This window comes from Kribbella sp. NPDC026611 (assembly GCF_040638345.1).
Lineage (GTDB): Bacteria > Actinomycetota > Actinomycetes > Propionibacteriales > Kribbellaceae > Kribbella.
In genome coordinates this window covers 151119-177898 of record NZ_JBEZYC010000014.1, presented here as the reverse complement: position 1 = coordinate 177898, position 26780 = coordinate 151119, and the positions used below count along the sequence as shown (strand labels likewise).

Here is a 26780-nt window from a genome sequence, read left to right as displayed (position 1 = left end):
TAGGCTCAACGTTCGTGAAGAAGCTGATCGGGATCGTGGCAGCGGCCGCCGTTCTCGTCCTCGCCGGGTGCGGCGGGGGCGACAACGGGAAGAGCGCGGACACCGGCGTCGGGGACAAGGACGTGGCGACCGGCGGACGGCTGTTCAGCACCGCCGACGCGGAGACGGCCAAGCTCGGGTCGGACGCTGCACCGGGCGCGTTCCCGCGGACGGTGAAGGGCGCGCTCGGCTCCGTGCAGCTCGAGAAGAAGCCGTCGCGGGTCGTTGTGCTCGACAGCGGTGAGCTCGACGATGTGCTTGCCCTGGGCATCACACCGGTCGGGATGGCCACGACAGCCGGGCAGAACGGCGTACCGTCGTACCTCGCCGGCAAGGCGCAGGGGATCAAGACCGTCGGCGGGATCAGCGAGCTGAACCTGGAGACGATCGCGTCGCTGAAGCCGGACCTGATCCTCGGCAGCAAGCTGCGCGCCAACGACCTGTACGACAAGCTGAGCGCGATCGCGCCGACTGTCTTCAGCATCCGGCCCGGGTTCCCGTGGAAGGAGAACTTCCTCCTGGTCGCGGACGCGCTCGGCGAGGAGACCAAGGCCACGGAGCTTCTCAACGACTACCAGAAGCGCGCCGACGAGGTGAAGTCGAAGGTTCAGGGGACGCCGACGATCTCGCTGGTCCGCTTCCGGCCCGGGGAGATCCGCCTGTACGGGAACCTCTCCTTCATCGGCGTCATCCTGAAGGACATCGGCCTCCCACGGCCCAAGATCCAGGATGTCCAGGACCTCGCCGTCGAGGTCTCTCAGGAGAACATCGGCAAGGCCGACGGCGACTGGCTCTTCTACTCCAGCTACGGCAAGCCCGACACCACCGCCGAGAACACAGTCGTCAACGGCACCCTCTGGAAGTCCCTGGCCGCGGTGAAGTCCGCCCACGCAGCCCGAGTCAACGACGAAGTCTGGTTCCTGGGCCTAGGCCCGCTAGGCGCCATGAACGTCCTCATCGACCTCGAAAACCTACTGGGCCCCAAGGGCTAGGCAGTTAGTTCTCAACCTCGTACTGCAGGTGGACGAAGCCGCTCGGGAAGTGGTGGGTGGTTTGCAGGTTTAGGTGGGTGGTGAAGTTGGTGGGGAGGGCTGGGAGGCCGGCGCCGATGGCGGTGGGGACGAGGAAGAGGTGGAGTTCGTCTACCAGGCCGGCTTGGAGGGCGGTGGTGGCCAGGGTGGGGCCGCCGATGCTGAGGGGGGCCGTGGACTGGGTCTTCAGGGTGCGGATGGCTTCGGGGGTGAAGTCGCGTTCCACGCGGGTGCGGGGGGTGCTGACGGAGTCCAGCGAGTGCGAGTACACGATCTTGTCGGCCGCGCGCCAGATGGCGGCGTACTCCTGGCTGACGGGCGAGTCGTCGTCGGCGGTCTCCCAGTACGCCATGGTTTCGTACATACGCCGGCCGTAGAGGTACGTCCCGATCGGGCGTTCCAACCCGTTGATGTAGGCGTGCACCTCCTCGTCCGGCGCCGCCCAGTCGAAGTTGCCGTCGGCATCGGTTGTGTAGCCGTCGACGGACATGATGGCCGAGTAGACGAGCGCGGCCAAGTCACGCCTCCTTGACCGGCAGGAGGTCGCGTTCGGCGAAGACCTTCTTGGCTACGGTGATCGCGTTCAGTGCCCGCGGGAAACCGGCGTACCCAGCGGCGTGGACGAAGGTCTCCACGATCTCGGTCGGTGTCAGGCCGACGTTGAGCGAGGTCTTGATGTGGACCTCGAGCTGCGGCTCGCAGCCGCCGAGCGCGGTGAGGATGCCGAGCGTGACCAGCTGACGTTGCTTCGGCGCCAGACCGGGCCGCGAGTAGATGTCGCCGAAGCCGAAGGCGACGACGTGGTGGGCGAGCGCGGGGGAGATGTCCGCGAGGCTCTCCATCACCGCAGGAGCCGATCCGCCGTCGACGGCGTTGAGTACTTCGAGGCCGCGCTGATAGCGAGCCTGCTCGACCTGGCTGTTGATGTCCGGGGCAGTCATACCCCGACGCTAACCGCAATCAGGCTCGCTGGGCGCACGCAGCGACCGCCAGCCCGTCCACGAAGTCGTTCATCTCATGCCCGGAATGCCCCTTCACCCACTGAAACGCGACATCCCCCCGCAGCGTCACCAGCTCGACCAGCGGCTCCCAGAGATCCCGATTCGCCACCGGCTTCTTCGCCGACGTAAGCCACCCCCGCTCGAGCCACCCCGCGTGCCACCGGTCCCGGAAGCAGTTCACGACGTACGTCGAATCCGACACGACCAGCAGCGGCCCGTCGTTGGCCTGCACAGCTTCGAGCGCAGCCCGGATCTCCATCCGCTGATTGGTCGACGGATCCTCGGACCCAGCGGCGTACTCCGTCATCGACAACGCCCACGCCCAACCACCGGGACCGGGGTTCCCCGAGCAAGCACCATCGGTGAACACGGACCGAGCACCGTCCGGCACGATCATGTCAGCCGGCCGAGGACGACGAGCACGCAAAGAAGGCACAGCCCAAGACCCTACCCCGCCGGATCACCGGTCACGCCGCGGCGGCGGGCTCTGGAGTTGCGCAGGTTGGCGAGGTTGCCGCAGGTGCGGGAGTCGTGCCAGACGGCGCTGGAGTTGCGGGAGCTGTCCCAGAACGCGACCCGGCATTCCGGGTTCCGGCATACCTTGAGGCGCAACCAGTCCTTCGTGAGCTGCGCCGCGTACACGGTCAGCAAGATGCGCTCGGCCAGCCCCTCGCCCGGCGGAGGTCCGACGGACACGGTTCCGTCGGAGCCCAAGCGGGCGGTCACGGACATCGAGATCTCACCATCCATCGCGGTCTTCACCGACGGTTCGTGGTCACGGCTGATGAGCGCCGCGCGCAGCGCATCCCGGAGGCGGTGCAGCTCCCGGAGGCCGGGTTGATCCGTCGGAGCGCCGACGGAAGCCAACCAGGCAGCCGCCGTATCCGGAGCGTCCAACAGATCCGGCGAGGCCGCGCCGTTCTTCGGCACCGCTGCCGTGTTCAGCAAGCTCTGAACTACCGCCAGTTCGCCCGGCGCCTCCACTACCGCGAACCTACTGACCACAACCCACCTCGATTCTTGGTGACATGACCCACGACGAGTCACTGACCGGTCGCACAGCTCATGCTATCCGAACACCTTCTAGCATGACAGAGGCAAAAGATGTACGGTCATGTCATGTCGACATTTCGAAAGGATGGATGATGACGACCTATCTGGGCAGCGGTGACGTGAGCACGCACCGCACCGACTACACGCCGGAGTGGCTCGGCAAGCTTGCCGATGACGTAACGCTGGAAGCAGCCGTGATGAACGGCATCGCGACAGGGCCGGAGGCGGTGCGGGCGATCCTCGGTTTTGCCCGCACGCTGTACGACTATCAGGAGTTCAACGTCCTTGGGCGGTACGGCGAGAGCGACTTCGTCGAAGACTACGTCGCCACTGTCCACGGGGAGCCGATCGGCAGCGTCGTGGTGATCCGGTACAACGACGCGGGCCTGGTGGAGAACATCGTCATCAACCACCGACCGTTGCGGTCGGTGCTCTTGTGGTCAGAGATCATGGCCGAGCACTTCGCCGGCACCGAGTACGGGCACTTCTTCCTGCAGCCCGAGGATCTGCGAGCTGTGAGCCGGCCGGAGGTGGCCCGATGAGCGGCACCCTTCGCTATCACGTTCACGTGTCGGGCATGCTGCCGACCGCCGGGCAGCCGCTCGCGGACGGCGCCCTGTCGCAGTGGTCTCCCCTGTCACACACCCTGATTCACGGCGACACCGAGGCGCTGCTGACGGACCCGCCGATCACCCGCGGCCAGGCGGACGAACTGATCACCTGGGTCAAGGGCCATCGGGTAGCGCTGAGGTACATCTACCTCACCCACGCTCACGCCGATCACTGGCTCACCACCAACTACCTGCAGGCTGCGTTCCCGGATGCGGAGGTCCTGACCAGTCAGGCGATCCTCGACCGGATCGCCGCGGAGACCCCCGGGGGTGCCGTGCCAGGGCTGTGGAGCAGCTTGTTCGGCGACGCCGTCCCCGCGGCTCCGATCACCGTGCACGGCACCGCCTTCCCCGTCGAAGGGCTGAGGCTCGACGGTCAGGAGCTCTTCGCGCACGAGGTGGGGCATTCCGACACAGACGACACATCCGTCCTGCAGGTGCCTTCGCTCGGCCTCGTGGTCGCCGGGGACGTGGTCTACAACAACGTCCACCAGTACGTCGCCGAGGCCCGCGACGGCGGCCTGGAAGCCTGGCACCACGCGCTCGACAGGGTCGCAGATCTCGCCCCGCGCCTCGTTGTATCCGGGCACAAGGACGCCGGCCGTCCGGACGCCGCCTCCGATATCGGCGAGACCCGCCGGTACCTCGATGCCGCCGCCGAGGTCATCGGGCGCAGTACCGACCGGGCCGGGTTCTACGCCGCGATGACCGCGAGCTATCCGCAGCGCGTCAACCCGTACACGGTGTGGCTGAGCGCGCTGCGGCTGTTCGAGAACTGAGGTCGACGATCATGCGTGTTCTGGTTGTCGGGGCCGGCGCGGTGGGCGGATTCTTCGGCGCCCGTCTGATCGAGTCCGGCTCTGACGTCACCTTCCTCGTCCGCAACGGGCGCGGGCACCAACTCACCGCGGACGGTCTCCGCATCGCGAACCTGGACGGGACCGTCGCGGCCGTCCGGGCGAAGATTGTGAGCGCGGACGAGTTGCACTCCACCTTCGACCTGATCCTGCTGGCGGTGAAGGGCACTGCCGTCGACGCGGCCGCAGCCGACGTGGCCCCAGCCGTGGGAGAAGAAACAGTGATCCTGCCGCTGCTGAACGGCATCCGGCACCTCGACGTTCTCGAACATCGGTTCGGCCCGGGGCGCGTGCTCGGCGGCGTCGGACTGGTGGCGACGGAACTGGAACCTGACGGGCTGATCCGGCAGCTCGGACCGGCCGCGACTGTCACGTTCGGAGAGCTCGACGGAACGATCACTCCCCGGGTGTCGGCCATCCAGGCGACGGTCGCGCCGGCCGCGTTCGAGTCGCGGGTATCGGACACCATCGTGCAGGAGATGTGGGAGAAGTGGTTCTTCATGGCCGCCGGCGGTACCGCGACCGTGCTCCTCGGCGGCCCAGCCGGCACGATCCTCTCCGTTGACGGCGGTCCGGCATTGATCGGGCAGGTCATCGAGGAGGTCACTGCCGTGGTCGCCGCCGAAGGGCACCCGGTCCGGCAGGCCGCGCGCGCCCAGGTTGCGGGCGCGCTGACCACACCGGGCTCCTCGTTCGCGACGTCCCTCTACCGCGACTTCGCCGCCGGCCGGAAAACCGAGGTCGAGCCGATCCTCGGCGACCTTCTCCAACGGGCGCTCACGAGAGGCGTACAGACGCCACTGCTAGGCGCGGCCACCGTCCGGCTACGCGTCCACAACGCGGCCACCGGCTGATCGGCACCGGACGTAAGCTGCTGTGCATGTGCTGCGCTCATCCCGAGGAGCTGCCTTCCGGGGTCCTGGACGACGTGGCCAGGGTGGTCGGGGCAGAGGTCACTTCTTTTAGTCGCCTACCCGGAGGCTTCGATGTGGGTGCCATGCGCATCCAGTTGGACGGAAGGGCCAACGCAGTGCTCAAGGCATGGCCGCGGGCACGGCCCAACCAGCTGGACGAGACGTTGCGAACCCAGAGAGTCGTCGAGCACATGCGGAGGCGCGGCTATCCCACCCCGGCCTGGCTCGGAGTGGGGGCCACCGCCACTCATGTCTGGCAACTGATCGACTTCGTTGACGCGGCTCCCGCGCCAGAGCTGACCCCGTCCGTCGTTGAGCAGCTGATGGAGATCAACGAACTCCAGGCCGGCCAAGCATCCGAGCCCTACGACCACTGGTCGTACGCCTGGCGGCTCGCCACCGGTCAGGAAGCCGGCCAAGACTTAGCTCCGAGTTTGTCGAGAGCTGTCGCCGGGCTTTCGGGGTATTCCGCTGTGGTGTCGGCCTTGGTCGAGCGCCTCCGGCTCATGTGTGCCGACGTCCCACCACCACCAGAGGCCCCGGACATGGTCCATGCCGATTTCAAGCCCGACAATGTCCTGGTCCGTGACGGAAGGGTAGTGGCAGTCGTCGACATCGGAAACGCAGGCAGCGGCACGCGAGCGACCGATCTCACGACCCTCCTGTGGCACACCTTCCAGGATCCGCTGGACGATGTCCGAAGCCGGCTCTGGACGAGAATCCTCGACCTGGTCGGCTGGGAGGGCGCGGCGGTGCTCGCAGCAACACAAATCCTCGTGCAGCTCGAATGGCCCATCCGCCACGGGCGCCACGATGTCGTCCCAGGCGTAGTCAAGCGCGGCCACCGCACCCTCGACGAGCTTGAGGCAATGCGCTAACTGTCGCCGGCGGAGATGGTGCAGCGCCAGTACGTCGACGGCCTCGGCGCACCGCGGGGAGCGCTCGGGGTTCACAGCGGTACCACTCATCAGCAGTACGTCGAGGTGGTACGCCGGCCTGGGTAGTCGCCCACGAGCGGCAGCTCGCAACAGCGAGCGCAGCGAGCAACTCCGCGAGCGATGCGAGCATCCCGCGGCGGCAGCCGCGAACACGCGAGCGCCAGCTCGCAACCCCGCGAGCGCAGTGAGCAACTCCCGGCGCCAGCCGGAAACCGTGAGCGGCAGCTCGCAACACGCGAGCGCAGCGAGCGAACCCCCGGCACTCGCCGGGAACAGCGGGGCGCCAGTCCCGAACAAACGGGGTGGGTGGGCGGCGCGTAGCTGGGCGACGAAGGGGCCGTGCGTAGCACCGCGATGGGACTACCGGCAGCACCATGCGCAAGTGGTACGGCGCCAGTAGCCGATCCGCGCGAGTTACCACGCCGGCTTTCCTCCACTCGGTGAGATCTCCGGAACAAAAATGCCACCTGGTGGCACTTAATCTCCGAAGATCTCCCGCGGCCCCAGGCTGAGTCGAACCACCTCAGCCCATCACCAGCAGTACCGCGAGTGGTGCGCCAGCCCGCGCTAGCCACCCGCGAGCGGCAGCTCGCGACACCGCGAGCGCAGCAAGCGAACCCCCGGCGGCAGCCGGATGCACCGGGGCGCCAGCCCCGAACAAAGGGGTGTGGGGCGGCGCGTAGCTCGGCGACGCAGGAGCCGTGCGTAGCACCGCGATGGGACTTACCAGCAGCACCCGACACCAGCGGTACGACGGGGGGTGCGCCCGCCCGGGGTAGTCGCCCGCGAGCGGCAGCTCGCAACCAGCGAGCGAAGCGAGCAACTCCGCGAGCGAAGCGAGCGAACCTCCGGCACTCGCCGGATGCACCGGGGCACCCGCCCCGAACAACAGGGTGGGTGGGGCGGCGCGTAGCTCGGCGACGAAGGAGCCGTGCGTAGCACCGCGATGGACTACCAGCAGCAGCCGGAACAGCAGTACGACGACTAGGACGCCAGCCCGGGGTAGTCGCCCGCGGGCGGCAGCTCGCAACCGCGAGCGAACCGAGCAACTCCGCGAGCGCAGCGAGCAACCCGCGGCGGCAGCCGCGAACCTGCGGGCTGCAGCTCGCAACGCGCCAGCGGTAGCTGGCAGACAAGCCGGCGTTGAGCCGGAGGGTGGGTGGGAGCGCGTGAAGCACACGCGGTGAGGAGCGGAGCGACGAACGTAGCGGCTGCGTAGCGCGCGTGGGTCGGCTGCTAGGTGATGCGGCCGCGGTTGGTTACGGGAATTTGGGGTGCGTGGGTGGCTACGGCCGTGACGAGAGCGTCGTACGGGAGGGTGGGGCTGAGGAGGTCGTGGGTGCCGGGCCACGGACACGACGGCCCCCAGGTGCGGGGATTGCGGGGGAGGGCGGCCTCGTCCAACAGCATGACGACGAGCTGGGGTTCCCAGGTTTCTTCGCCGGACTCGTTGACCAACGGACGTTCCAGCCGGCAAATCCCCCGGACCTCGCCCCACGGGATCGTGCGCGGCGACTCGCCGCCCAAGTAGATCCCTGCGTCGTCGACGGTCAGCAGTACGTCGTCCAAATCCGCATCGCGCGACTCCTCAAAAGCTGTGATCGCCCCGACCAGCAGCAGGATCGGCAGGCCGACGGCGAAGATGAGCGGCGTACCGCCCCAGGCCAGCCACACCGACTCCAGCGGCGACCGGATCGACGCACCGCGGAGGGCCTGCACGACCACGATCCCCAGGGTCAGAAGGACCATCAGACCGAACACCAGGGTGCCGAGCAGCAGCGCGGTCTTCGTGGTCCCCAGCCCCCGGCGCTTGACCACGAACGGATCCATACCCGGCATTGTGGATGCTGTCCTGCGAAGGCACCAGCGTTCTCGCGGATTCCTCATCAGAACGGTCGCGGCAGGTCCTCCGGACGGATGAAATCGGCGTACCTGATCGCGGATGGACTTTGGTACGGCGCCAGTGTCCGCAACAATCGCTGCATGCCGGACCGCCAGACCGCTGTCGCCACCCGCCAGCCGCCGTCGCCGCGAAGCAGGTCGCGCCGTAAGCGGGGCGGCGGGATGTGGCGGCGTGGCTGGGTGATTGCGGTGCTCGCGATCCTCACTGCGCTGCTGCTGATCTTCCACCGCTACGTGCCGAATTCGACCGGCAACCTCGGCAGCCTGCTCGACACGTTCCTGCCATGGGTCGGCGTACTCATCCCGATCCTCGCCGTCGCCGCGATCGTCCGGCGCTCCGCGACCGCCGGTGTCGCACTGCTGGTGCCTGCGCTCGTCTGGGGCCTGATGTTCGGCAACCTCCTGGTGCCGAACAAGGGACCCGGTGGCCCGTACGACCTGCGGGTGCTGAGCCACAACGTCGACGCCGACAACCCGGACCCCGAGCAGACCGCGCAGTACCTGATCGACGCCAACGCGGACGTGATGGCGCTCGAGGAGATCACCCCGGCCGACATGAAGGTCTACAAGGCCGAGTTCGCCAAGCTGTACCCGTACCGCGTGACCCGCGACACGGTCGCGCTCTGGTCGAAGTTCCCGGTGGCCGAGCAGAAGTCGGTCGATGTCGGTTTCACCTGGACGCGGGCGCTGCGGGCCGAGGTCAGCACGCCGGAGGGCAAGGTCGCGGTGTACGTCGCCCACCTCGCCTCGGTCCGCGTCGGCACCGGCGGGTTCACGTCGGACCAGCGCAACGACACGATCAAGGCGCTCGGCCGGCAGATCGCGGACGAGAAGCTGGCCGGCGTGATCGTGATGGGCGACTTCAACGGTACGGCGACCGACCGCAGCCTCGCGCCGTTGACCGCCGGTCTCCGCAGTGCCCAAGGAGCGGCCGGGACCGGCTTCGGATTCACTTGGCCGTCGAAGTTCCCGATGGCGCGGATCGACCACATCCTGGTCCGCGGGGTGACGCCTACCAAGGCATGGGTGATGAAGCCGACGGGCAGCGACCACCGCCCGGTCGTCGCCGAGCTACGGGTCTGACGCGATCCCGCGCCGGTACGCGTACCGCACAGCCTCCGCCCGGTGCCGCGCACCGATCTTCGCGAACGTGTTGTTGATGTGCGTCTTCACCGTCGCCTCGCTGATGAACAGCTGGCCGGCGATCTCCGGGTTGCTCAGCCCCTGCGCGATCAACCGCAGTACTTCGGTCTCCCGCGCCGTCAGCCCGTCGGAGTCGGCAACCACCGGCGAGAGCCCGGCGACCAACCGTTTGGTTACCTCGGGATCGAACGTCGACTGCCCGGCCGCCGTCGACCGCAAGGCCGCCCCGATCTCGACCCGCCCCGCATCCTTCGTGAGATAGCCCCGCGCCCCGGCCCGCAGCGCCTGCGCGATCGACGCGTCGTCGGCGTACGTCGTCAGCACGAGCACCGCGACCGAAGGAAAGTCGGCCGTGATCCGCGCCGTCGCCGCGATCCCGTCCAGCAACGGCATCCGCAGATCCATCAGTACGACGTCAACGTTGCCGCCAGCAACCAGCTCGACGGCCTCGACGCCGTTCGCCGCCGCGCCCGCGACCTCGACGCCGTCGATCAGCCCGAGCAACGCGACCAGTCCCTCACGGACGACCTGCTGGTCATCAGCCACGACCACCCGCACCACATCAGTCACCAGCAACCTCCGCGACCACCAGCCAGTCGTCCCCGTCCGCACCTGCCGTCAGCGTGCCACCCACCAGGGCCAGCCGCTCCCGCATACCGGCCAGCCCGAACCCCTCGCCACTAGTGGCCCCCCGGTTCCGCACAGAGGCCCGTACGCCGTCCTGATAGGCAAGCCGCAGCTCGACCGCCTGGCCGGGCGCATGCTTGGCCGCGTTGGTCAGCGCCTCTCGCACAGCACCCAGCAACGCCACCGTGACTCCCGACTCGAGCCCGACGGCCTCACCAACCACAGTGAGGTTGACCGCGGTGCCGTGGTCCTGTGAGTGTTCTTCGGCAAGTGCAGCCATTGCGGAGGGCAGCGAAGGCACCTCATCGGCCCGCAGCGCGGCCACTGCGCTCCGTGCCTCGACCAGCCCCTGTACGGCGAGCCGCCGCGACCGCCGTACCCGGTCCAGCGCACCAGCGACGTCACCACGGTCCTCCAGCAACCCCTCCGCCACCTCGAGCTGCACGGTGAGCGCACCGAGCGAGTGGGCCAGCACGTCATGCAGGTCCCGAGCGATCCGCCCACGCTCCTCCAGCGCGGCCGCACGGGCATGCTCACTCTGCGCCAGCCGTGTCTGCTCGAGCAGAAGCTCGGTCTGCCGCGCCTGCACCTCGTACTGCCGCCGGTTGAGTCCAAAAGCGACCAGTACGGCGGTCCACATCAGCTGGGTGAAGTACCAGGTCTGCGACTCGCCGAACTGCCAGGCGGACACCGCATAACCAGCAGCTACCGCGACGGCCGCAGCCACGACCTGCCGGTTGCCGCGCCGCGGGAACTGGATCACAGCGATGTCAGCCATCGCTAGCAGCACCAGCACCAGTGAATTGGACCTGTCGACCCCACAGATCAGTGCGTTGACCACTGCGACCGTCAGAAGCAGACCGAACGCGACACTGGGCCGCGCCGACATCAGGAACGTGCCGGCCAAGAACATGACGAAGGTGACCGCGAGCACGACCCACACCCAGGCGTCCGCAGGCCGCGCGGTGGAGAGTACGGCGATCGCCACACCGCTGGCGAGCAGGCGGCCGACCCAGCCGCTCTCACCGTGCGGCCTACTAGGCAGCAAACCTCTCAGACGACTCACCTGCTGGTGTACTCCTCCACGGCGTGGCTCGCCTTGCTCTGGATGACCATCGACTGCGTCAACAGGTTCGCACCCACGGAGAGCATCAGCGAACCACCACCGGAGACGGAGGCGCCCAGCAGGTGCCCGACGCCCGCCAGCCCGAGCCGGATGACCAGGTAGGCCACCATGATGCCCAGCCCCGGCATACCGAGCCGGAAGAACACCTTCCCGGCGCGCCGCTCGACCTGTGCGACCCGGCCGGACCCGACACCGGCCACCAGGGCAACCGCGGTGCCTACGACCAGTAGGACGACGTCCGTGGCGCCGAGCTGCAGGTGCCGGTCGTACAGCTGGTAGACGCCGACGCCGGCGAGGACCAGCGGGCCACGCCAGACGTCGGCGTCGGAGTTCTCCAGCTTGGACCACGACATCCGGCGGGCGATGACGATCACCACGACGGCGATCACGACAAGTGCGTTGGGCAGGGTTCCGAAGCTCATGTCACGGACGGTAGGTCTGGCCGGTCTCTCCCAGGGACCGACTACGGGTGGAGATCCGGGTGGAGACCGCACGCGGGGTCGGGGTACCCGCGATTGAAAGTAGTAGTAACGTTCCTGAGCGGTAACAACACGATGCGTCATACCGACCAGCCGGAGGGCCGATGCTTCCGCAAGATTCCATCCTGAGACTGGATGCCACGGCGATCGACTACATCATCATCGCCACGTACTTCGTCTTCGTCCTCGGCATCGGCTACCTGGCCCGGCGTGCGGTGTCCAGCAGCCTCGACTTCTTCCTGTCCGGACGGTCGTTGCCGGCGTGGGTGACCGGCCTCGCGTTCATCTCCGCGAACCTCGGCGCGATCGAGATCATGGGCATGTCCGCGAACGGTGCGCAGTACGGCATCCCGACCGTGCACTACTTCTGGATCGGCGCGGTCCCGGCGATGCTGTTCCTCGGCGTCGTGATGATGCCGTTCTACTACGGCTCGAAGGTGCGCAGCGTGCCGGAGTTCATGCTCCGCCGGTTCGGCAAACCCGCGCACCTGGTGAACGCGATCAGCTTCGCCGTCGCGCAGGTCCTGATCGCGGGCGTGAACCTGTTCCTGCTGGCGACCATCGTGAACGTCCTGCTCGGCTGGCCGATCTGGGTATCGGTGATCGTCGCCGCCGCGATCGTGCTCAGCTACATCACCCTCGGCGGTCTGTCCGCGGCGATCTACAACGAGGTGCTGCAGTTCTTCGTGATCGTCGCCGCGCTGCTGCCGCTGACGCTGGTCGGCCTGCACAAGGTCGGCGGCTGGCAGGGTCTGGTCGACAAGGTGAGCGCGTCCCCGGGCGGCAGCGAGCAGATGTCGGCCTGGCCGGGCAACGCACTGAGCGGCTTCCACAACAGCTTCCTGTCGGTGATCGGCATCGTGTTCGGCCTCGGCTTCGTGCTCTCGTTCGGCTACTGGACGACGAACTTCGTCGAGGTCCAGCGGGCGATGGCGTCGAAGAACATGTCGGCGGCCCGGCGGACCCCGATCATCGGCTCGTTCCCGAAGATGTTCGTCCCGTTCATCGTGATCATCCCCGGCATCATCGCCGCGGTGATCGTGCCGGAGCTCTCGCAGTTCAAGGCGAACGGCGGCCAGGGCGGCCAGGTCGACTACAACGACGCGATCCTGCTGCTGATGCGTGACCTGCTCCCGAACGGCATGCTCGGCCTGGCCATCACCGGCCTGCTGGCCTCGTTCATGGCCGGGATGGCGGCCAACCTGAGCTCGTTCAACACGGTCATGTCGTACGACATCATCGAGCGGTACATCCTGAAGGACCGGCCGGACGACTTCTACCTGCGCACCGGTCGGATCGCGACCGTGGCCGGCACCCTGATCGCGATCGGGACGGCCGCGATCGCCTCCGGCTACAGCAACCTGATGGACTACCTGCAGCAGCTGTTCTCGTTCTTCAACGCGCCGCTCTTCGCCACGTTCATCCTCGGCATGTTCTGGAAGCGGATGACCGCGACCGCCGGCTGGGTCGGCCTGGTCAGCGGTACGGCGACCGCGATCGTCGTCTTCGTGCTGTCCGAGAACGGCGTCATCAACCTGCCCGGTCAGGGCGCCAGCTTCGTCGGCGCCGGCGCGGCCTTCGTGGTCGACATCCTGATCAGCGTCCTGGTCAGTACGGCGACCAGGCCGAAGGACGACTCCGAGCTGGTCGGTCTGGTGTACTCGCTGACGCCGAAGGAGCAGCGCTCCGAGGTGGCCGTCGCCGGTGACGGCGGCTGGTACCGCAAGCCGGTGCTGCTGGCCGGCATCTCGCTGGGCCTCACCATCGTCCTGAACATCATCTTCGGCTGAGCGGAGGACCGTCATGGCAGACAAGAAGAAGGCCGGAGCCTTCGACATCCGGATCGTCATCGCGGCGCTGGTCGGGATCTACGGCCTGGTGCTGACCGTTCTCGGGCTGGTCGAGAAGCAGACGGAGATCGACAAGGCCGCCGGGATCAACATCAACCTCTGGGGCGGAATCGGGATGCTGGTGTTCGCCGCCCTCTTCGTGCTCTGGGCCCGGCTGCGGCCGATCGCCGTACCCACAGAGGAACCGACCGAGCAGTAACCCGGCACCATGCGGCTCGTTGTGGGACCAGTAGGACATCTGGTCCCACAGTCGGAGGATGGCCCATGGTCCGAGCGACAACCCTTTCCAGACGGGCGTTCCTGGCCCGGGTCGGCATCCTCGGCGCGGCGGTCGGCGGCGGTGGGCTCCTTGCGCGCAGCTTGCTCGCGCCGGCCGACGCGGCCACGAACCCGCTGCTGCCGCCGGCGGTGGACCTGATCAAGCCGGTACTCGCGGAGCTCGCCCGGGACACGCTCAACGGGCTGACCGTGTTCGCGATGCCCGGCCCGGATGCGTACTCGCGGACCCAGGGCACGCCCAGCCCGACGCCCGGCGCGATCGAGGCCGGCGCGACTGACTTCATCATCAACTCGCTCGACAACTTCGTCCCGTTCCCGGACGAGCTGGCCCAACCGATCGGGGCCGCTCTGGTGAGCGGCCTCGCGGACTCGGGCATCGACCTGCCCGGCATCGACGTACTCCCGGTCAAGCTCCACACGCTGGATCAGGCGCTGGCGGCATACCTGCAGAGTGATGAGGCGCTGCCGCTGTCGTTCCCGATCGCGGGCCTGCTGAACCTGATGGCCACGCAGGTGAACCCGCTCGCCGTGAACGGGCCGCACCTCTCGCCGTTCGCGCGGCTGTCGTACGCCGAGAAGGCGCGGGCGTTCGAGCTGATCGAGCAGACCGACGCCGACCTGGTCGCGCTGCTCGACGTGCACTTCCCGGAGCCGTTGAAGGACTCGGTGTCCGGGCTGCTGAAGTTCGTCGGCGGCGCGCTGATCGAGTTCGCCACCTTCGGCGCGTACGGCGAGTCGGCCGTCTACGACAAGGTGACCCGGACGCTCGGGAAGCGGCCGGTCGGATGGAACCAGACCGGCTACCAGCCACACGGCCCGGTCGAGGGCTGGGACGACTTCATCGGGTACTACCAGGGGCGCCAGGAGGTGCACGACTGATGCGGGACGTCATCGTGATCGGAGCCGGTGGTGGTGGACCGGTGGTGGCGAAGGAGCTCGCCGCGCAGGGCCTCGACGTACTGCTGCTCGAGGCCGGGCCGCGGAACGCGCACCCGCGGGAGAACTGGACGACGTACGAGGACGACGCGAACAACCCGCTCACCGGCTACCTGCGCTGGGGCCCGTCGGACCGGTCGAAGCCGGCCTGGTTCCGGGAGTGGCCGCAGAACTCGTTCGTCTGGCAGCTGTCTGGCGTCGGCGGGACCACGCAGCACTTCTACGGCAACTACCCGCGCGCGTACCCGGGGGTCTTCGAGGGGTACGACGGCGCCGACAAGTCGCACTACGACGTCAACCACCGCTTCCCCATGACGTACGGCGAGCTGGTGCCGTACTTCGAGTGGGTCGAGGCGACCATGCCGGTGCAGACGGCCGCGATGGGGCACAAGGAGCAGACGTTCTTCCGCGGGGCGGAGACGCTCGGGCTGCCGGTGCAGACGACCAAGACCACGCACCGGCCGGCGTACCGCCCGCAGGAGAACGCGATCCTCCAGCCGGGCGGCTACGCGGGCAAGACCGTCGACGAGACCCTGCTGGTGCACCCGAAGGCGACCGGGTGCACGTTCTGTGGCTACTGCTTCCAGGGGTGCATGCGGCCGAAGGGGGCCCCGCGCAACCAGTTCGCCAAGCGGTCGACCGACAACAGCTATGTGCCGATGGCGCTGACCGCGGAGGTCTGGTCGAAGGGCCGTCCGGTGGAGCTGATCGCGGACGCGTTCGTGACGCGGGTGCACGCGGAGAAGCGGCATGGCGTGCTGACCGCGTCCGGTGTGACCTGGCGGTCCGGCGATGCCGAGCATCGTGAAGACGCGCGGGTCGTGGTGATGGCCGGTGGCTGTACGGAGAACCCGCGGCTGTGGATGAACAGCGGCCTCCCGAACCCGAACGGCTGGGTCGGCCGCGGGTACACCGACCACTTCTTCGACTGGGTCTTTGGCGTCTTCGACGACTACACCGGCAACCCGAAGGGCGTCGGATCGAGCGCGCGGCTCGATTTCCCGCCGTACGGCGGCCTCGAGAACGTCGGGCTCCCGCCGGCGCTGGCGGCGTTCGCCGGCACGCTGTCGGACAGCGGGATCCGTGGCCAGTACAAGAACGGACGTGGTGCTTCAGGGCCGTGGGACGGGCCTGCAGGCCGGGTCATGGGGCCGGAGCTGAAGGAGGTTCTGTCGCACGGGTTGGACCGGCTGCTGAGCGTGCTGGTGATCACGGACGACGACGTCGAGGCGCAGAACCGGGTCACGTTGTCCGCGCTGCCCGCCGACGAGAACGGGCCGATCCCGAAGGTCACCTTCAAGCAGCGGCAGCGGACCGCGCGGACGCTGCGCAACCGCGAGTTCATGGCGCGCAAGGCGGCCGAGCTGCTGCGTGGGGCCGGCGCTCGCAAGGTCTACCGGATCGACTGGGCGCCGCTGATCCTGCACGTCCAGTCGTCGATGCGGATGGGATCCTCCGAACGCAACTCCGTGCTCGACCCGCGCGGCGAGACGCGAGCGGTGAAGCGGCTGTTCATCGCGGACAACTCGGCGCTCTCCAACGGCCTGGGCGGTCCGAATCCGACGCTCACGTCCCAGGCGCTGGCGACGCGGACCGCGGAGCACATCTTCTCGACGTACTTCGGCGGCGACCCCTGGGTGCGCTCGAGCGCACCGGTCGTCTCCACCGATCCCCGGATCAGCGTGCGGCTGGGAGAGCTGGGTCTCTAGCTTTTCTTGAATTGATCTGAACCAGTCACCGGATCCCTGCGTGTGGTGGGGCGAGAACGTCAGTTTCGCTCCACTCCAAAGGGGATTCCGATGTCTGTACGTCAGTTCGTGCTGCCCGTCGTCGCTGCCGGTGCCGGTTTGGCGGTCGTGGCCGCGGGGGTTGCCTTCGCCCACGATGACAAGCCGGTTCCACGTGCTCAGGCGACCCACGCGCACGCCGCCGGGCCGCCGGTGACGGCCACGGGGTACGAGACCAGCTCGAAGGCGCCCGCCAGGTACTTCGCAGCGAGTCTGAGCGGTCGCAACGAGATCCCGACGAGCGGCGGGCCCGCTGTCGGCGACCCGGACGGACGGGCGATGGCCGTGGTCCGGATCAAGGGCGACCAGGTCTCGTACGCCGTGCGCTGGCAGGACATCGCCGCGCCGACGAACTTCCACATCCACCAGGGTGCCGCCGGCGCGAACGGAGGGGTGAAGCTCGACTTCCTCGGCTCGGGCATCCCCGCCGGAGTGCAGGCGATCACCGGCAGCGTGAAGGCCGACACCGCGTTGCTCGACGCGATCCGTCAGCAGCCGGGCGGGTTCTACCTGAACCTGCACACGGCTGAGTTCCCCGGTGGGGCGGTCCGTGGCCAGCTGCACGCGTTGCAGCGGGCCGTCGACCTGAACGGCGTACTCAACGGCAGTGTCGCGGACAACCTGCAGGCGGTTGCCGATGGCAAGCAGGAGGTGCCGGGGCCGAAGCCGGTGGGAGACCCGGACGGACGCGCGGAATGGTTGTTCAAGGCAAGCGGTAGCACGGTGTCGTTCGCGACGGTCTGGTCCGGGATCGGTGCGCCCACCAACGGGCACGTCCACGAGGGCGCGCGCGGAACCAACGGCCCGGTCGTGGCGGACTTCTTCGCCGACGCCGACGGGCTGCCCGCCTCCGTGACGGGCGTCGCGGGGACCGTGAACGTCGGCGCCGACCTGGCCGGGCGGATCGCCCGGAACCCGGCGGGGTTCTACGCGAACCTCCACACGACCGAGTTCGGCGGCGGTGCGGTGCGCGGGCAGCTGGCGAGGAACCGCGGCGGACAGCCGCGAGCGGTACAGGCCGCGGTGGTCGGCGGACAGCAGATCTACCGGTGCGCCGCGCAGCCGGGTGGTGGGTTCGCGTTCGGCCAGTTCGGCGTGGCCGCCGTACTGCGCGAAGGCATCCTGCACTCGTTCGCCAGGCCGGTCGACGGGCCGCCGCAGTGGATCGCGCCCGACGGTACCGCGGTCACCGGCACGGTGCTGGAGAAGTCGGCGAACGGTGCCGGCAACATCCCGGAGCTGCTGCTGGACGCGCGCCAGGCCGGTGGCCGCAGTGGGATCCTGGCCGACGCCACCGAGGTCCTGCGGCTGAACACCGTCGGCGGTGTCGCGCCGGCCGGCAGCTGCGACCCGGTCACGCAGGCGGTGGCCTCGGTTCCGTACCAGGCCGACTACCTGTTCCTCGGCTGAACATGTCCGTTTGAGAAACATCGGCGTCCTTTGCGATCCTGCACCTGGGCGCCGATGTTTCCTACGCTCGAAGTACCCGATCAGGAGGAACTTCGAGATGACGATCACCACTGACCGTCCGGACCTCTCGTCCGCGGCGGCGCAGTACGCCGAAGAGGGCTTCGTACTGGTGAAAGGCCTGCTCAGCAAGGAGGAGGCGGCGTACTACCGGCAGCGCAGCCATGACCTGCTGGCCCAGCTGAACCGCCACGACGACCCCACCTGGCAGTCCGCGACGGGCCTCGCCGACGGTGCCACCCGGCTGCAGCACCTGCACGACGCGCAGTTCTACGACGCGGAGTTCTCGAAGCTGCTGGTGGATCCGCGGTTCACCGACGTGGCCGCTGCGGTGATGGGGGTGGACAACGTCCAGCTGCACCACACCAAGCTGTTCGTGAAGCCGCCGGAGAACGGTTCACCGTTCCCGCTGCACCAGGACTACCCGTTCTTCCCGCACACCTACCACCGGGTCGGTGCGGCGATCTTCCACTTCGACGACGCGCCGGTGGAGAAGGGCTGCGTCCGGATCATCCCGGGCAGCCACAAGGAGGGACCGCGGGAGCACGAGGCCGAGGGCTCCTACCACCTGCTCGAGCCGGCCTTCGAGGCAGCGACGCCGCAGCCGGCCGAGGCCGGCGACGTGCTGTTCTTCACCTACCTGACCGTGCACGGCTCCGGCGTGAACACCAGCGACGAGGCGCGGACCACCTGGCTGATCCAGTACCGCGACCCGGCGGACCCGCCGACGGTCAAGACCCACGACCACTCGCTCGGGCAGGGCATGATGCTGCGAGGAGTCGACCCCACCGGCAGGAGCGCTGTTTGAGCCTCGCGTCCGTTGCGGCAGCGGATCGTTTCGTCGACCTCGCCGGACTGCTCGAGTCCTGCGAGGTCGACGGGTTCCGCGCGGACTTCCTGAGCTGGGGGCACTACCGGGCGGAGTACTGGCGCAACTACTGGCACAGCCACTCCTTCCACGAGGTCTGCCTGGCGTACAGCGGTGAGGGCCGCTTCAGCTCAGGCGCTGTGCAGTACGACGTGGTACCTGGGTCCGTGTTCCTCGCCCGCCCGGGGGACGTGCACGAGATCGAGTCGTCGCGTACGTCGCCCCTGGGGATCACGTTCTGGGGTTTCACCTTCCGCCCCGGGTCCGACGAGCGAGGCTGGTGGTCCGGCCTCACCCGCACTGATGGCCCTGTCATGTCCGACAGAACAGGCTCGTTGCCGGCCCTGGTGACTGCACTAGCTGCTGAAGCTGAGGCGCCTGTCTCCGGCTATGGCACTGCACTGTCAGTGCTGGGGTCGGCACTCGTTCTGGAGACAGCCAGGGCATTCGCCCTCGACGAAGACCTCGCCGTCGAACCAGTGCGCCGGGACAGAGGGCCGCTGGTCGTGGAGGCGATGCAACGGCATCTAAGAGACAACCTGTCCAGGCCCATCACCGTCAGAGACGTAGCAGCCGCCGCGCACCTCTCAGAACGCCACGCCGAGCGCTTGTTCCACCAGCAGACCGGTGCATCGATCATGTCCACGCTCCGCCGCCTACGCCTCGAGTTGGCCGCCCAGCTCCTGCTGGACCACAGCCTCAGCGTGACCGACGTGGCCCGCGCCTGCGGCTACTCCGATGTACGCCCCTTCTCCACCGCCTTCAGAAGGCACTACGGGCGCACTCCAGGCGACCACCGCCGCTCCGGCGGAACAGAGTTCGTCTAGTGCTACGCTGAGAGCATGCGAGTGAGCCTGCTCCTTACTTAGCCGTACTGGCATCCAGGCGCCTGATGAGCGCCGGTCAGTGCGGCGACCCCTCCTGTGCGAGGGGCTTTTTTATTTCCCGGGCTGCCTTCTGGCACATTAAGGCTCAACAAGACTCAAGAATGCGGAGTAGGACCGTGAGCGAGCAGGTGGATGACGCCCCCATTGACCGGGGCGGCTACGACTTCAACGCCATGCAGGTGAAGTGGCGTCCGGTGTGGGAGAAGCTGGACCCGTTCAAGGCGAAGGACGACGGCTCGGCCGAGCGTCGCTACGCGCTCACGATGTTCTCCTACCCCTCCGGCGACCTGCACATGGGCCACGCCGAGGTGTTCGCCCTGCACGACGTGCTGGCCCGCTACTGGTTCCAGCAGGGGTACGACGTGCTGAACCCGATCGGCTGGGACTCCTTCGGGCTGCCGGCCGAGAACGCGGCCATCAAGCGCAACGAGCACCCGGCGACGTTCACGTACGCCAACATCGAGACCCAGGCCGAGTCGATCCGCCGCTACGCGATCAGCTTCGACTGGTCGCGCCGGCTGCACACGTCCGACCCGGAGTACTACCGCTGGACCCAGTGGCTGTTCCTGCGGCTGTACGAGCGCGGTCTGGCGTACCGCAAGGCGTCGTACGTCAACTGGTGCCCGTTCGACCAGACCGTGCTGGCCAACGAGCAGGTGATCCAGGGCCGCTGCGAGCGTTGCGGCCACGAGGTCACCAAGCGCGAGCTGACCCAGTGGTACTTCAAGACCACGGACTACGCGCAGCGGCTGCTGGACGACATGTCGCTGCTGGAGTGGCCCGAAGAGATCCTGCTGATGCAGCGGAACTGGATCGGCCGGTCCGAGGGCGCGTTCGCGAGCTTCGAGGTCGAGGGCCGCGACGAGCCGATCAAGGTCTTCACCACCCGGCCGGACACGCTGTTCGGCGCCACCTTCATGGTGGTCGCGCCGGACGCGAAGCTGGCCGCTGAGCTGGTCACGCCGGAGCAGCAGACCGCTTTCGAGGAGTACCTGACCAAGGTCAAGGCGACCACCGAGATCGAGCGGCTGAGCACCGAGCGGGACAAGACCGGGGTGTTCCTGGGATCGTACGCGATCAACCCGGTGACCGGGCAGCGGATCCCGATCTGGGCCGCCGACTACGTGCTGGCCGACTACGGCACCGGCGCGATCATGGCCGTGCCGGGTCAGGACAGCCGGGACTGGGAGTTCGCGGAGAAGTTCGGCCTGCCGATCGTGCGGACCGTGCAGCCGGCGCCGGACTTCGACGGCAAGGCGTTCACCGGCGACGGGCCGGCCATCAACAGCGCCAACGACGAGATCAGCCTGGACGGGCTGGAGGTCGCCGAGGCCAAGTCGCGGATCATCGACTGGCTGGAGGCCAAGGGCCTGGGCGAGCGGACGATCAACTACCGGCTGCGCGACTGGCTGCTGAGCCGGCAGCGGTACTGGGGTTGCCCGATCCCGATCATCCACTGCCCGTCCTGCGGCGAGGTGCCGGTGCCGGAGGACCAGCTGCCGATGGAGCTGCCCGACCTGCGCGGCGCCGATCTGCAGCCGAAGGGCGTCTCGCCGCTGGCGGCTGCCCGCGAGTGGGTCGAGGTGGACTGCCCGAAGTGCGGCGGCAAGGCCGAGCGCGACACCGACACGATGGACACCTTCGTCGACTCGTCGTGGTACTTCCTGCGCTACCTGTCGCCGACCTACGCCGACGGCCCGTTCGACCAGGACGTGGCGGACCGGTGGATGTCGATCTACCAGTACGTCGGCGGCAAGGAGCACGCCGTACTGCACCTGCTGTACGCGCGGTTCTTCGTCAAGGCGCTGTACGACATGGGCCTGCTGAAGGTCACCGAGCCGTTCACCCGGCTGCTGAACCAGGGCCAGGTCATCAACCAGGGCAAGGCGATGAGCAAGTCCCTGGGCAACGGCGTGAACCTGGGCGACATGATCGACGAGTACGGCGTGGACGCGGTCCGGCTGACCATGGTCTTCGCCGGTCCGCCGTCGGACGACATCGACTGGGCCGACATGTCGCCGGGAGGCTCGCTGAAGTTCCTGCAACGGGCCTGGCGGCTGGCAGGATCGGTCGAGGCGCCGCTGGGCTCGGATCCCTCGACCGGTGACGTCGAGCTGCGCCGGATCACCCACCGGACTGTGGCGGACGCGGCCGAGCTGATCGACACGCACCGGTTCAACGTCATGGTCGCCCGGATCATGGAGCTGGTGAACGCGACCCGGAAGGCGATCGACTCCGGGCCGGGTGCTGCCGACCCGGCGGTCCGCGAGGCGGCCGAGACCGTGGCGATCCTGCTGAGCCTGGTCGCGCCGTACACGGCCGAGGAGATGTGGGAGGAGCTGGGCCACGAGCCGACCGTCGCGAAGGTTGGCTGGCCGAAGGTCGACCCGGCGCTGCTGGTCGAGGCCACGGTCACCTGCGTGGTCCAGGTCGCCGGCAAGGTGAAGGACCGGCTGGAGGTCGCGCCGGACGTCTCCGACGCCGACCTGGAGCAGCTGGCCCTGGCCTCCGACGCGGTCCAGAAGGCGCTGGACGGCCGCGGTACCCGCAAGGTGATCGTGCGGGCGCCCAAGCTGGTCAACATCGTTCCGGCCTGATGGACTCCGTCGTACTGGACATTCACACCGGTTCCCGTGAGGTCGTCGTCGACCTCACGGCCCGGTGTGAGCAGTTCGTGTCCGGCCGGGGTGACGGCCTGCTGCACGTGTTCGTGCCGCACGCCACCGCCGGGATCGCGGTCCTGGAGACCGGCGCGGGCAGCGACGACGACCTGCTGGCGGTGCTCGAGGAGCTGCTGCCGCGGGACTTCGACTGGCGGCACCGGCACGGATCGCCAGGGCACGGCCGGGACCATGTGCTGCCCGCACTGGTCCCGCCGTTCGCGACTCTCCCGGTTCTCGCCGGGCGGCTGACGCTGGGGACGTGGCAGTCGATCTGTCTGGTCGACACCAATCGGGACAATCCCGACCGGCACGTTCGGCTGTCGTTCGTCAGCGGTTAGTGGACTACCCGGTAACAATGCCGGCCGGGATTTTGGTGACTTATCGTGATGTTGCCGATGGCGTTACGTTTGCGAAACACGACTCGGCTTGAATTACCCGCATGGCAGCCCTGGACACCCTGCGCGATGTCACCGTTGACCTCCTGGTCCGCGCCACTCGGGGCATTTCCGACGGCAGTGTGCTGAATGCCGACTCCGGCCGCGCGGACACCCGCGCCCGCCTCGACGACTGGGCCGGAGTGCTTTCCCTCTATGCGGACGAAACTGAATCGGCCTCGGTTCGAGCATCTGCTTGAAACCGGTATTTCTGTCCGCGCAGCAATTCAATTCTGTTGCCTTGATCAACGAATTGTGTGATCCAGGCCGCATCCCGCACGCCGGTCCGGTCCGCCGCCGCGCCTCCCGTCACGCTATGTTGTGTGCGGGAGTGTCCGGGATCCTGCGCCTACTGCGCGGCACTCGGCGGGCACCTCGGCGTACTGGAGGGAAGGGCACGATGCTCCGCATCGAACCCTCCCCTCCAGCACACCGAGGCACTCCGCCGAGCACCTGCTCGCTACGGCGCAGGATCCCGGACCCTCCCGAAGGTACGTGAGGCCTCAAGAGGGGTGACGGGCTGTGTCGGACACGGGTGGCCGGGCGGACGGGCGGCGCGTTTTCGCCGGTCTGTTGCTCGACCTGAGGGTCCGCGCCGGCCTCTCCCAGGAGGAGCTGGCCGATCGCGCCGGGCTGAGCGTCCGGTCCATCCGGGAGATGGAGGCCGGCCGGGTGGCGCGGCCGCGCAAGGACTCGATCCGGCTGCTCGCGGCGGCCCTTGGACTGCAGGACATCGACGACTTCCTCGCAGCGGCCGGCCATGGCGTTCCGCGCCGCGTCGTACAGCAGGCAGCTCCGATCCCGGCGCCGCCCGTCGTCTCGGTCGCCGATCCGGCCCCGACCGGATTGCGGTGGCGGGGGACGCGTCCGATCCCGGACGGCCTCGTCGGCCGTGAGCAGGAACTGCTGGAGCTCGAGGGTCTGCTGCGCCAGAACCGGTTGGTGACTCTGGTCGGCCCAGGTGGCGTTGGCAAGACCGAGCTCGCGTTGGCTGCCGCTGATCGCTTCTCCGGAGCGGACACCACGGTCGTGGTCGTCGACCTGACCACGGTCCAGCGCGACGCCGCCGTACCGTCGGCCATCCTGGACGCGTTCGGGACAGCGCCGGGTACGTCGGACCTCGACGACGTACTGTCCGGTCGCCGTCCGGGCGATCTGGTGATCGTCGAGGACAACGCGGAGCACGTCCTCGACGGCGTCGCGACTGTGGCGAACCGGATGGTGCGCAGCTTCCCGGGGGTCGGGGTGCTGGTCACGTCGCGCATCCCGCTCGGCCTGCCGGACGAGGTCGTACGGCGCGTGCAGGTGCTCGGCGTACCGCAGAACGACGACGACTTCGAGGAGATCGCCGCTTCGCCGGCCGTGGTGATGTTCTGCCGCCGCGTGGCGCGGGTCCGGCCGGACTTCTCGCTGACGCCGGAGAGTGCGCCGACCGTGGCTCGGCTCTGCCGCCGGCTGGACGGGCTGCCGTTGGCGCTGGAGCTGGCGGCCGCGCGAGCCGGGTCGCTGTCGGTGGAGACGATCCTGACTGCCCTGGACGACCGGTTCCGGTTGCTGTCCGGGCCGCGGCGGTTCGGTGCGCCGCACCAGCGGACGCTGGCAGACACGATCGCGTGGAGCGTCGACGCGCTGTCGGACGCGGCGCGGCAGCTGCTGTACCGCACGTCGGTGCTGGGGTCGCCGTTCACGTTGGAGGCCGTCGCGGGGGTCTGCACGGGCGATCCCCTCCACGAGATCGACGTACCCATGCTGCTGGCCGAGCTGGTGGAGAAGTCACTGCTGCAGCCGGTGCACGAGTTCGAGGCGCTGTACGGCGCTCGCTACAAGCTGCTGGAGACGATCCGGGAGCATGCGTACGCCGGTCTGTCGTCCCAGGGCTCTGACCTGACCGAGTTCCGGGACCGGGCGGTCGCGTGGTGCTCGACGTACGTTTCCGGGTTGGAGGGCGCGTGGTCGTCGCCGGACAGGGACCGGCGGTACCGGGCCGCGCATGCGAACTCGGCGGTCTTCGAGGTCGCGCTGGAGCGGGCGGCCGAGCTGGGGCAGTGGGACGTGGCTGCCCGGATCGTGCTCGGGTTCCGGATCGCGTGGCAGTACCAGGCGAGCGTGGCGGAGAGCGGGATCCGGTGGGCGACGCTGTGCGCGGCTGAGGTGACCGACAAGGAGGTCAGTGGTCAGCTGCTGGCCATCGCCGGGCGGTTGTCCGGTCTGACCGGCGACATCCGCGGCGCGCGGCGCCACTACGAGGAGGCGCGGACGCTCATCCCGGGGGAGACGGAGATGAGCCTGGTCGCCCGGGGCGGCTGGGTTTCGTCCGGGTCGCACTTGCTCGACACCCAGAGCCTGGCCGAGATACCTGCGCTGGTGGACGACGCGCGGAAGCATGGCGACGTCCAGCGGTCGGCGACTGTTCAGGCAATCTGTGGGCTCGCCCTGCTGCGGTGGGGTCGGCTGCCGGCCGCGAAGGAGCTCCTGCTCGCATGGGAGGCCGCGCTGGTCAACCCAGGCGTCTACCCGGACGAGATCGCCTACATGGCGCTCTGCCGGGTCGAGCTCGAGCTCGGCAACCTCGCTGAGGCTCGGCACTGGGCTGAGCTGGCTCGGGACAGCCAGGCGTCGGACGACCCGGAGCGGACCAAGGTGGCCGGTTGCCTGGCCATGGTCGAGTTCCACGCCGGGCGGTACGACGAGGCGCGGGCGCTGCTCGACGCCGCCGACGCCGACATCCGCGGGCACCGCGGGTACTTCGACTACCTGGTCATGCTCTACCGCTCCCGGCTCGCCCGCGCGGCCGGCGAGATCGAGCAGTCCCGGATCGCGATCCGGGACGCCGTCAACCGGCTCCTGGTCGAGGGGCGGGTTGTGTACCTGCTCGAAGTACTCCCGGAGGCCGTCGCTGTGCTGCACGCACTCGACCGGTCCGACGCGGCCGACGAGCTGTGTGGGCAGCTGCTGGCCTGGCAGCGATCGATGGACCCGCCCATGCTCCCGACAGCCTGGGCCGTCCTGCAGGAATCCTGCTCCCGCGCCTCGATGGCCCCGGGCTGGCCGAAGCCCGACCCAGCCGCCGCAGTACAGCAACTGGCGAACGACGCGCTAGCTGCCCTTTCCTGACGCTGAATCGTGGGGCGTGTCGCTCGGCCCCACGCCTACTGCGCGGCACTCGGCACGGCACCTCGCCGCACGGGTGCAAAGGGCACGATGCTCCGCATCGAACCCTTCGCCCCCGCACGCCGAGCTACCGCACCGAGCACCTGCTCGCTACGGCGTGGGACCGAGCGACACACCCGAAGCTGCCGGGTAACTGCCGGTGGATCTGCCTCGTCCGGACATGCCTTCGGGACGAAGAATTACAGCCGTAGGGCAGGTTCCACGAAGCAGAGACCGACACCGGGCGGTACGGCAGCGAAGGGGCGGTGAACCATGAAGAGGCCATGGTGCAGCGCCGGTCTGCCGAGCACGGAAGAGGCGACGCGGAGGGCATCCGGCGGCCGGTTGGTGGGGGCGCCGATCGGCTGTCGAGAGCTCCGGAGTGCTGCGACGTGTGGATCTGTCCTGCCTGAACCGGGCGTGGTGCGCCGTCAGGGCACTACATCCGGGGCGGGGTCCCAGCAACGGGTCAGGCACACGACACAGGGGACGAGTGTCGCGATCCGATCGGCACGGGGAAACCGGTGGGTTTGGTCACCCGCCGGTGGGCCGGGTGCTGGGGCCTCCCGGGACCTCGACGAGCTCGCGGTCAGACCGGCCCTCGCGGAGCCGGATACGGGGAGTAGCTCGCCGAGGCCCCATCAACTTGCACCGCCGACAACCAGGGGGAGCCGGCGGTAGGTCGCGCCGGGCAGGTGACGCACGAGGGGGACGTCACCGGCCCGGCCGAAACCAAGG

25 protein-coding genes are annotated in these 26780 nt (G+C 68.5%); 17 read left to right on the top strand and 8 right to left on the bottom strand.

Translation table 11 applies throughout. From position 1 onward, the window contains the following. The first annotated feature begins 14 nt into the window (after positions 1-14). Positions 15-1031 (top strand): iron-siderophore ABC transporter substrate-binding protein, encoded by a 1017-nt coding sequence (locus AB0E69_RS39225; RefSeq protein WP_360158840.1) that lies wholly within the window; start codon positions 15-17, stop codon positions 1029-1031. Between the two features lie 4 nt (positions 1032-1035). Here the strand turns inward: AB0E69_RS39225 and AB0E69_RS39220 are convergent, their stop codons facing one another. Genes AB0E69_RS39220 through AB0E69_RS39205 form a run of 4 tightly spaced genes read right to left on the bottom strand, consistent with a single transcriptional unit; the run spans position 1036 to position 3076 of the window. Beyond that, positions 1036-1587 (bottom strand): dihydrofolate reductase family protein, encoded by a 552-nt coding sequence (locus AB0E69_RS39220; RefSeq protein WP_360158837.1) that lies wholly within the window; start codon positions 1585-1587, stop codon positions 1036-1038. A 1-nt stretch (position 1588) separates the two neighbouring features. After that, positions 1589-2011 (bottom strand): carboxymuconolactone decarboxylase family protein, encoded by a 423-nt coding sequence (locus AB0E69_RS39215; RefSeq protein WP_360158834.1) that lies wholly within the window; start codon positions 2009-2011, stop codon positions 1589-1591. 19 nt (positions 2012-2030) lie between these two features. Next, the gene (locus AB0E69_RS39210) at positions 2031-2468 is read right to left on the bottom strand and encodes a ribonuclease H (protein WP_360159057.1); all 438 of its coding nucleotides are present in this window, start codon (positions 2466-2468) and stop codon (positions 2031-2033) included. A 50-nt stretch (positions 2469-2518) separates the two neighbouring features. Beyond that, positions 2519-3076, bottom strand: coding sequence for a CGNR zinc finger domain-containing protein (locus AB0E69_RS39205; RefSeq protein ID WP_360158831.1), 558 nt, complete (start codon positions 3074-3076; stop codon positions 2519-2521). A gap of 140 nt (positions 3077-3216) precedes the next feature. On the opposite strand from AB0E69_RS39205, the gene AB0E69_RS39200 reads away from it, so the two are divergent. Genes AB0E69_RS39200 through AB0E69_RS39185 form a run of 4 tightly spaced genes read left to right on the top strand, consistent with a single transcriptional unit; the run spans position 3217 to position 6384 of the window. Beyond that, positions 3217-3666: a hypothetical protein gene (locus AB0E69_RS39200; RefSeq protein ID WP_360158828.1), complete on the top strand. Its 450-nt coding sequence runs from the start codon at positions 3217-3219 to the stop codon at positions 3664-3666. After that, entirely contained in the window at positions 3663-4514 is an 852-nt protein-coding gene (locus AB0E69_RS39195) for an MBL fold metallo-hydrolase (RefSeq protein WP_360158825.1), read from the top strand. The genes AB0E69_RS39200 and AB0E69_RS39195 overlap by 4 nt, the downstream gene beginning before the upstream one ends. Before the next feature lie 11 nt (positions 4515-4525). Then, positions 4526-5446 (top strand): 2-dehydropantoate 2-reductase, encoded by a 921-nt coding sequence (locus AB0E69_RS39190; protein ID WP_360158822.1) that lies wholly within the window; start codon positions 4526-4528, stop codon positions 5444-5446. 26 nt (positions 5447-5472) lie between these two features. Next, positions 5473-6384, top strand: a complete 912-nt coding sequence (locus tag AB0E69_RS39185) for an aminoglycoside phosphotransferase family protein (RefSeq protein ID WP_360158819.1) — start codon at positions 5473-5475, stop codon at positions 6382-6384. Positions 6385-7680: 1296 nt separating this feature from the next. On the opposite strand, the gene AB0E69_RS39180 is transcribed toward AB0E69_RS39185, so the two are convergent. Beyond that, a complete protein-coding gene (locus tag AB0E69_RS39180) occupies positions 7681-8274 on the bottom strand; it encodes a hypothetical protein (RefSeq protein ID WP_360158816.1) in 594 nt (197 codons plus the stop codon). Between the two features lie 153 nt (positions 8275-8427). On the opposite strand from AB0E69_RS39180, the gene AB0E69_RS39175 reads away from it, so the two are divergent. Beyond that, complete coding sequence (locus AB0E69_RS39175; RefSeq protein WP_360158813.1) at positions 8428-9429, top strand: endonuclease/exonuclease/phosphatase family protein; 1002 nt, start codon at positions 8428-8430, stop codon at positions 9427-9429. Here AB0E69_RS39175 and AB0E69_RS39170 read toward each other — a convergent pair. From AB0E69_RS39170 to AB0E69_RS39160, 3 genes are read right to left on the bottom strand one after another with little or no spacing between them, the layout of a single operon-like run. Further along, entirely contained in the window at positions 9418-10059 is a 642-nt protein-coding gene (locus AB0E69_RS39170) for a response regulator transcription factor (protein WP_360158810.1), read from the bottom strand. The two genes, AB0E69_RS39175 and AB0E69_RS39170, sit on opposite strands and share 12 nt — an antisense overlap. After that, entirely contained in the window at positions 10052-11182 is a 1131-nt protein-coding gene (locus tag AB0E69_RS39165) for a histidine kinase (protein ID WP_360158807.1), read from the bottom strand. The genes AB0E69_RS39170 and AB0E69_RS39165 overlap by 8 nt, the downstream gene beginning before the upstream one ends. Continuing rightward, the gene (locus AB0E69_RS39160; RefSeq protein WP_360158804.1) at positions 11179-11664 is read right to left on the bottom strand and encodes a hypothetical protein; all 486 of its coding nucleotides are present in this window, start codon (positions 11662-11664) and stop codon (positions 11179-11181) included. Before AB0E69_RS39160 ends, AB0E69_RS39165 begins: the two co-directional genes overlap by 4 nt. Before the next feature lie 161 nt (positions 11665-11825). Between AB0E69_RS39160 and AB0E69_RS39155 the strand changes: the two genes are divergently transcribed. From AB0E69_RS39155 to AB0E69_RS39105, 11 genes are all read left to right on the top strand, one after another. Next, on the top strand, positions 11826-13511 hold the full coding sequence (locus AB0E69_RS39155) for a sodium:solute symporter family protein (RefSeq protein ID WP_360158803.1): 1686 nt from the start codon (positions 11826-11828) through the stop codon (positions 13509-13511). 13 nt (positions 13512-13524) lie between these two features. Then, on the top strand, positions 13525-13770 hold the full coding sequence (locus AB0E69_RS39150) for a hypothetical protein (protein ID WP_360158800.1): 246 nt from the start codon (positions 13525-13527) through the stop codon (positions 13768-13770). A 65-nt stretch (positions 13771-13835) separates the two neighbouring features. Then, positions 13836-14729: a twin-arginine translocation signal domain-containing protein gene (locus AB0E69_RS39145; protein WP_360158797.1), complete on the top strand. Its 894-nt coding sequence runs from the start codon at positions 13836-13838 to the stop codon at positions 14727-14729. Continuing rightward, the gene (locus AB0E69_RS39140) at positions 14729-16495 is read left to right on the top strand and encodes a GMC oxidoreductase (RefSeq protein WP_360158794.1); all 1767 of its coding nucleotides are present in this window, start codon (positions 14729-14731) and stop codon (positions 16493-16495) included. The genes AB0E69_RS39145 and AB0E69_RS39140 overlap by 1 nt, the downstream gene beginning before the upstream one ends. 90 nt (positions 16496-16585) lie before the next feature. Continuing rightward, positions 16586-17983: a CHRD domain-containing protein gene (locus tag AB0E69_RS39135; RefSeq protein WP_360158791.1), complete on the top strand. Its 1398-nt coding sequence runs from the start codon at positions 16586-16588 to the stop codon at positions 17981-17983. Positions 17984-18080: 97 nt separating this feature from the next. Then, positions 18081-18848 carry a phytanoyl-CoA dioxygenase family protein gene (locus AB0E69_RS39130; protein ID WP_360158788.1) on the top strand — a complete coding sequence of 256 codons (768 nt, stop codon included), beginning with the start codon at positions 18081-18083 and terminating at the stop codon, positions 18846-18848. Next, a complete protein-coding gene (locus tag AB0E69_RS39125) occupies positions 18845-19735 on the top strand; it encodes an AraC family transcriptional regulator (RefSeq protein ID WP_360158785.1) in 891 nt (296 codons plus the stop codon). The genes AB0E69_RS39130 and AB0E69_RS39125 overlap by 4 nt, the downstream gene beginning before the upstream one ends. Positions 19736-19896: 161 nt before the next feature. Beyond that, positions 19897-22392, top strand: a complete 2496-nt coding sequence (leuS, locus tag AB0E69_RS39120) for a leucine--tRNA ligase (protein WP_360158782.1) — start codon at positions 19897-19899, stop codon at positions 22390-22392. After that, entirely contained in the window at positions 22392-22796 is a 405-nt protein-coding gene (locus AB0E69_RS39115; RefSeq protein ID WP_360158779.1) for a YjbQ family protein, read from the top strand. Before leuS ends, AB0E69_RS39115 begins: the two co-directional genes overlap by 1 nt. A 101-nt stretch (positions 22797-22897) precedes the next feature. Then, positions 22898-23092: a hypothetical protein gene (locus AB0E69_RS39110; RefSeq protein ID WP_360158776.1), complete on the top strand. Its 195-nt coding sequence runs from the start codon at positions 22898-22900 to the stop codon at positions 23090-23092. Between the two features lie 322 nt (positions 23093-23414). After that, positions 23415-26006: a helix-turn-helix domain-containing protein gene (locus tag AB0E69_RS39105; RefSeq protein ID WP_360158773.1), complete on the top strand. Its 2592-nt coding sequence runs from the start codon at positions 23415-23417 to the stop codon at positions 26004-26006. Positions 26007-26780: the final 774 nt, after the last annotated feature.

What these genes read in the sequence shown, in the direction of transcription:
- AB0E69_RS39215 (WP_360158834.1), bottom strand. Translation starts at nt 2,011, where the DNA reads ATGACTGCCCCGGACATCAACAGCCAGGTCGAGCAGGCTCGCTATCAG.
- AB0E69_RS39210 (WP_360159057.1), bottom strand. Translation starts at nt 2,468, where the DNA reads ATGATCGTGCCGGACGGTGCTCGGTCCGTGTTCACCGATGGTGCTTGC.
- AB0E69_RS39200 (WP_360158828.1), top strand. Translation starts at nt 3,217, where the DNA reads ATGACGACCTATCTGGGCAGCGGTGACGTGAGCACGCACCGCACCGAC.
- AB0E69_RS39195 (WP_360158825.1), top strand. Translation starts at nt 3,663, where the DNA reads ATGAGCGGCACCCTTCGCTATCACGTTCACGTGTCGGGCATGCTGCCG.
- AB0E69_RS39190 (WP_360158822.1), top strand. Translation starts at nt 4,526, where the DNA reads ATGCGTGTTCTGGTTGTCGGGGCCGGCGCGGTGGGCGGATTCTTCGGC.
- AB0E69_RS39185 (WP_360158819.1), top strand. Translation starts at nt 5,473, where the DNA reads ATGTGCTGCGCTCATCCCGAGGAGCTGCCTTCCGGGGTCCTGGACGAC.
- AB0E69_RS39180 (WP_360158816.1), bottom strand. Translation starts at nt 8,274, where the DNA reads ATGGATCCGTTCGTGGTCAAGCGCCGGGGGCTGGGGACCACGAAGACC.
- AB0E69_RS39175 (WP_360158813.1), top strand. Translation starts at nt 8,428, where the DNA reads ATGCCGGACCGCCAGACCGCTGTCGCCACCCGCCAGCCGCCGTCGCCG.
- AB0E69_RS39160 (WP_360158804.1), bottom strand. Translation starts at nt 11,664, where the DNA reads ATGAGCTTCGGAACCCTGCCCAACGCACTTGTCGTGATCGCCGTCGTG.
- AB0E69_RS39155 (WP_360158803.1), top strand. Translation starts at nt 11,826, where the DNA reads ATGCTTCCGCAAGATTCCATCCTGAGACTGGATGCCACGGCGATCGAC.
- AB0E69_RS39150 (WP_360158800.1), top strand. Translation starts at nt 13,525, where the DNA reads ATGGCAGACAAGAAGAAGGCCGGAGCCTTCGACATCCGGATCGTCATC.
- AB0E69_RS39145 (WP_360158797.1), top strand. Translation starts at nt 13,836, where the DNA reads ATGGTCCGAGCGACAACCCTTTCCAGACGGGCGTTCCTGGCCCGGGTC.
- AB0E69_RS39140 (WP_360158794.1), top strand. Translation starts at nt 14,729, where the DNA reads ATGCGGGACGTCATCGTGATCGGAGCCGGTGGTGGTGGACCGGTGGTG.
- AB0E69_RS39135 (WP_360158791.1), top strand. Translation starts at nt 16,586, where the DNA reads ATGTCTGTACGTCAGTTCGTGCTGCCCGTCGTCGCTGCCGGTGCCGGT.
- AB0E69_RS39130 (WP_360158788.1), top strand. Translation starts at nt 18,081, where the DNA reads ATGACGATCACCACTGACCGTCCGGACCTCTCGTCCGCGGCGGCGCAG.
- leuS (WP_360158782.1), top strand. Translation starts at nt 19,897, where the DNA reads ATGCGGAGTAGGACCGTGAGCGAGCAGGTGGATGACGCCCCCATTGAC.
- AB0E69_RS39115 (WP_360158779.1), top strand. Translation starts at nt 22,392, where the DNA reads ATGGACTCCGTCGTACTGGACATTCACACCGGTTCCCGTGAGGTCGTC.
- AB0E69_RS39110 (WP_360158776.1), top strand. Translation starts at nt 22,898, where the DNA reads ATGGCAGCCCTGGACACCCTGCGCGATGTCACCGTTGACCTCCTGGTC.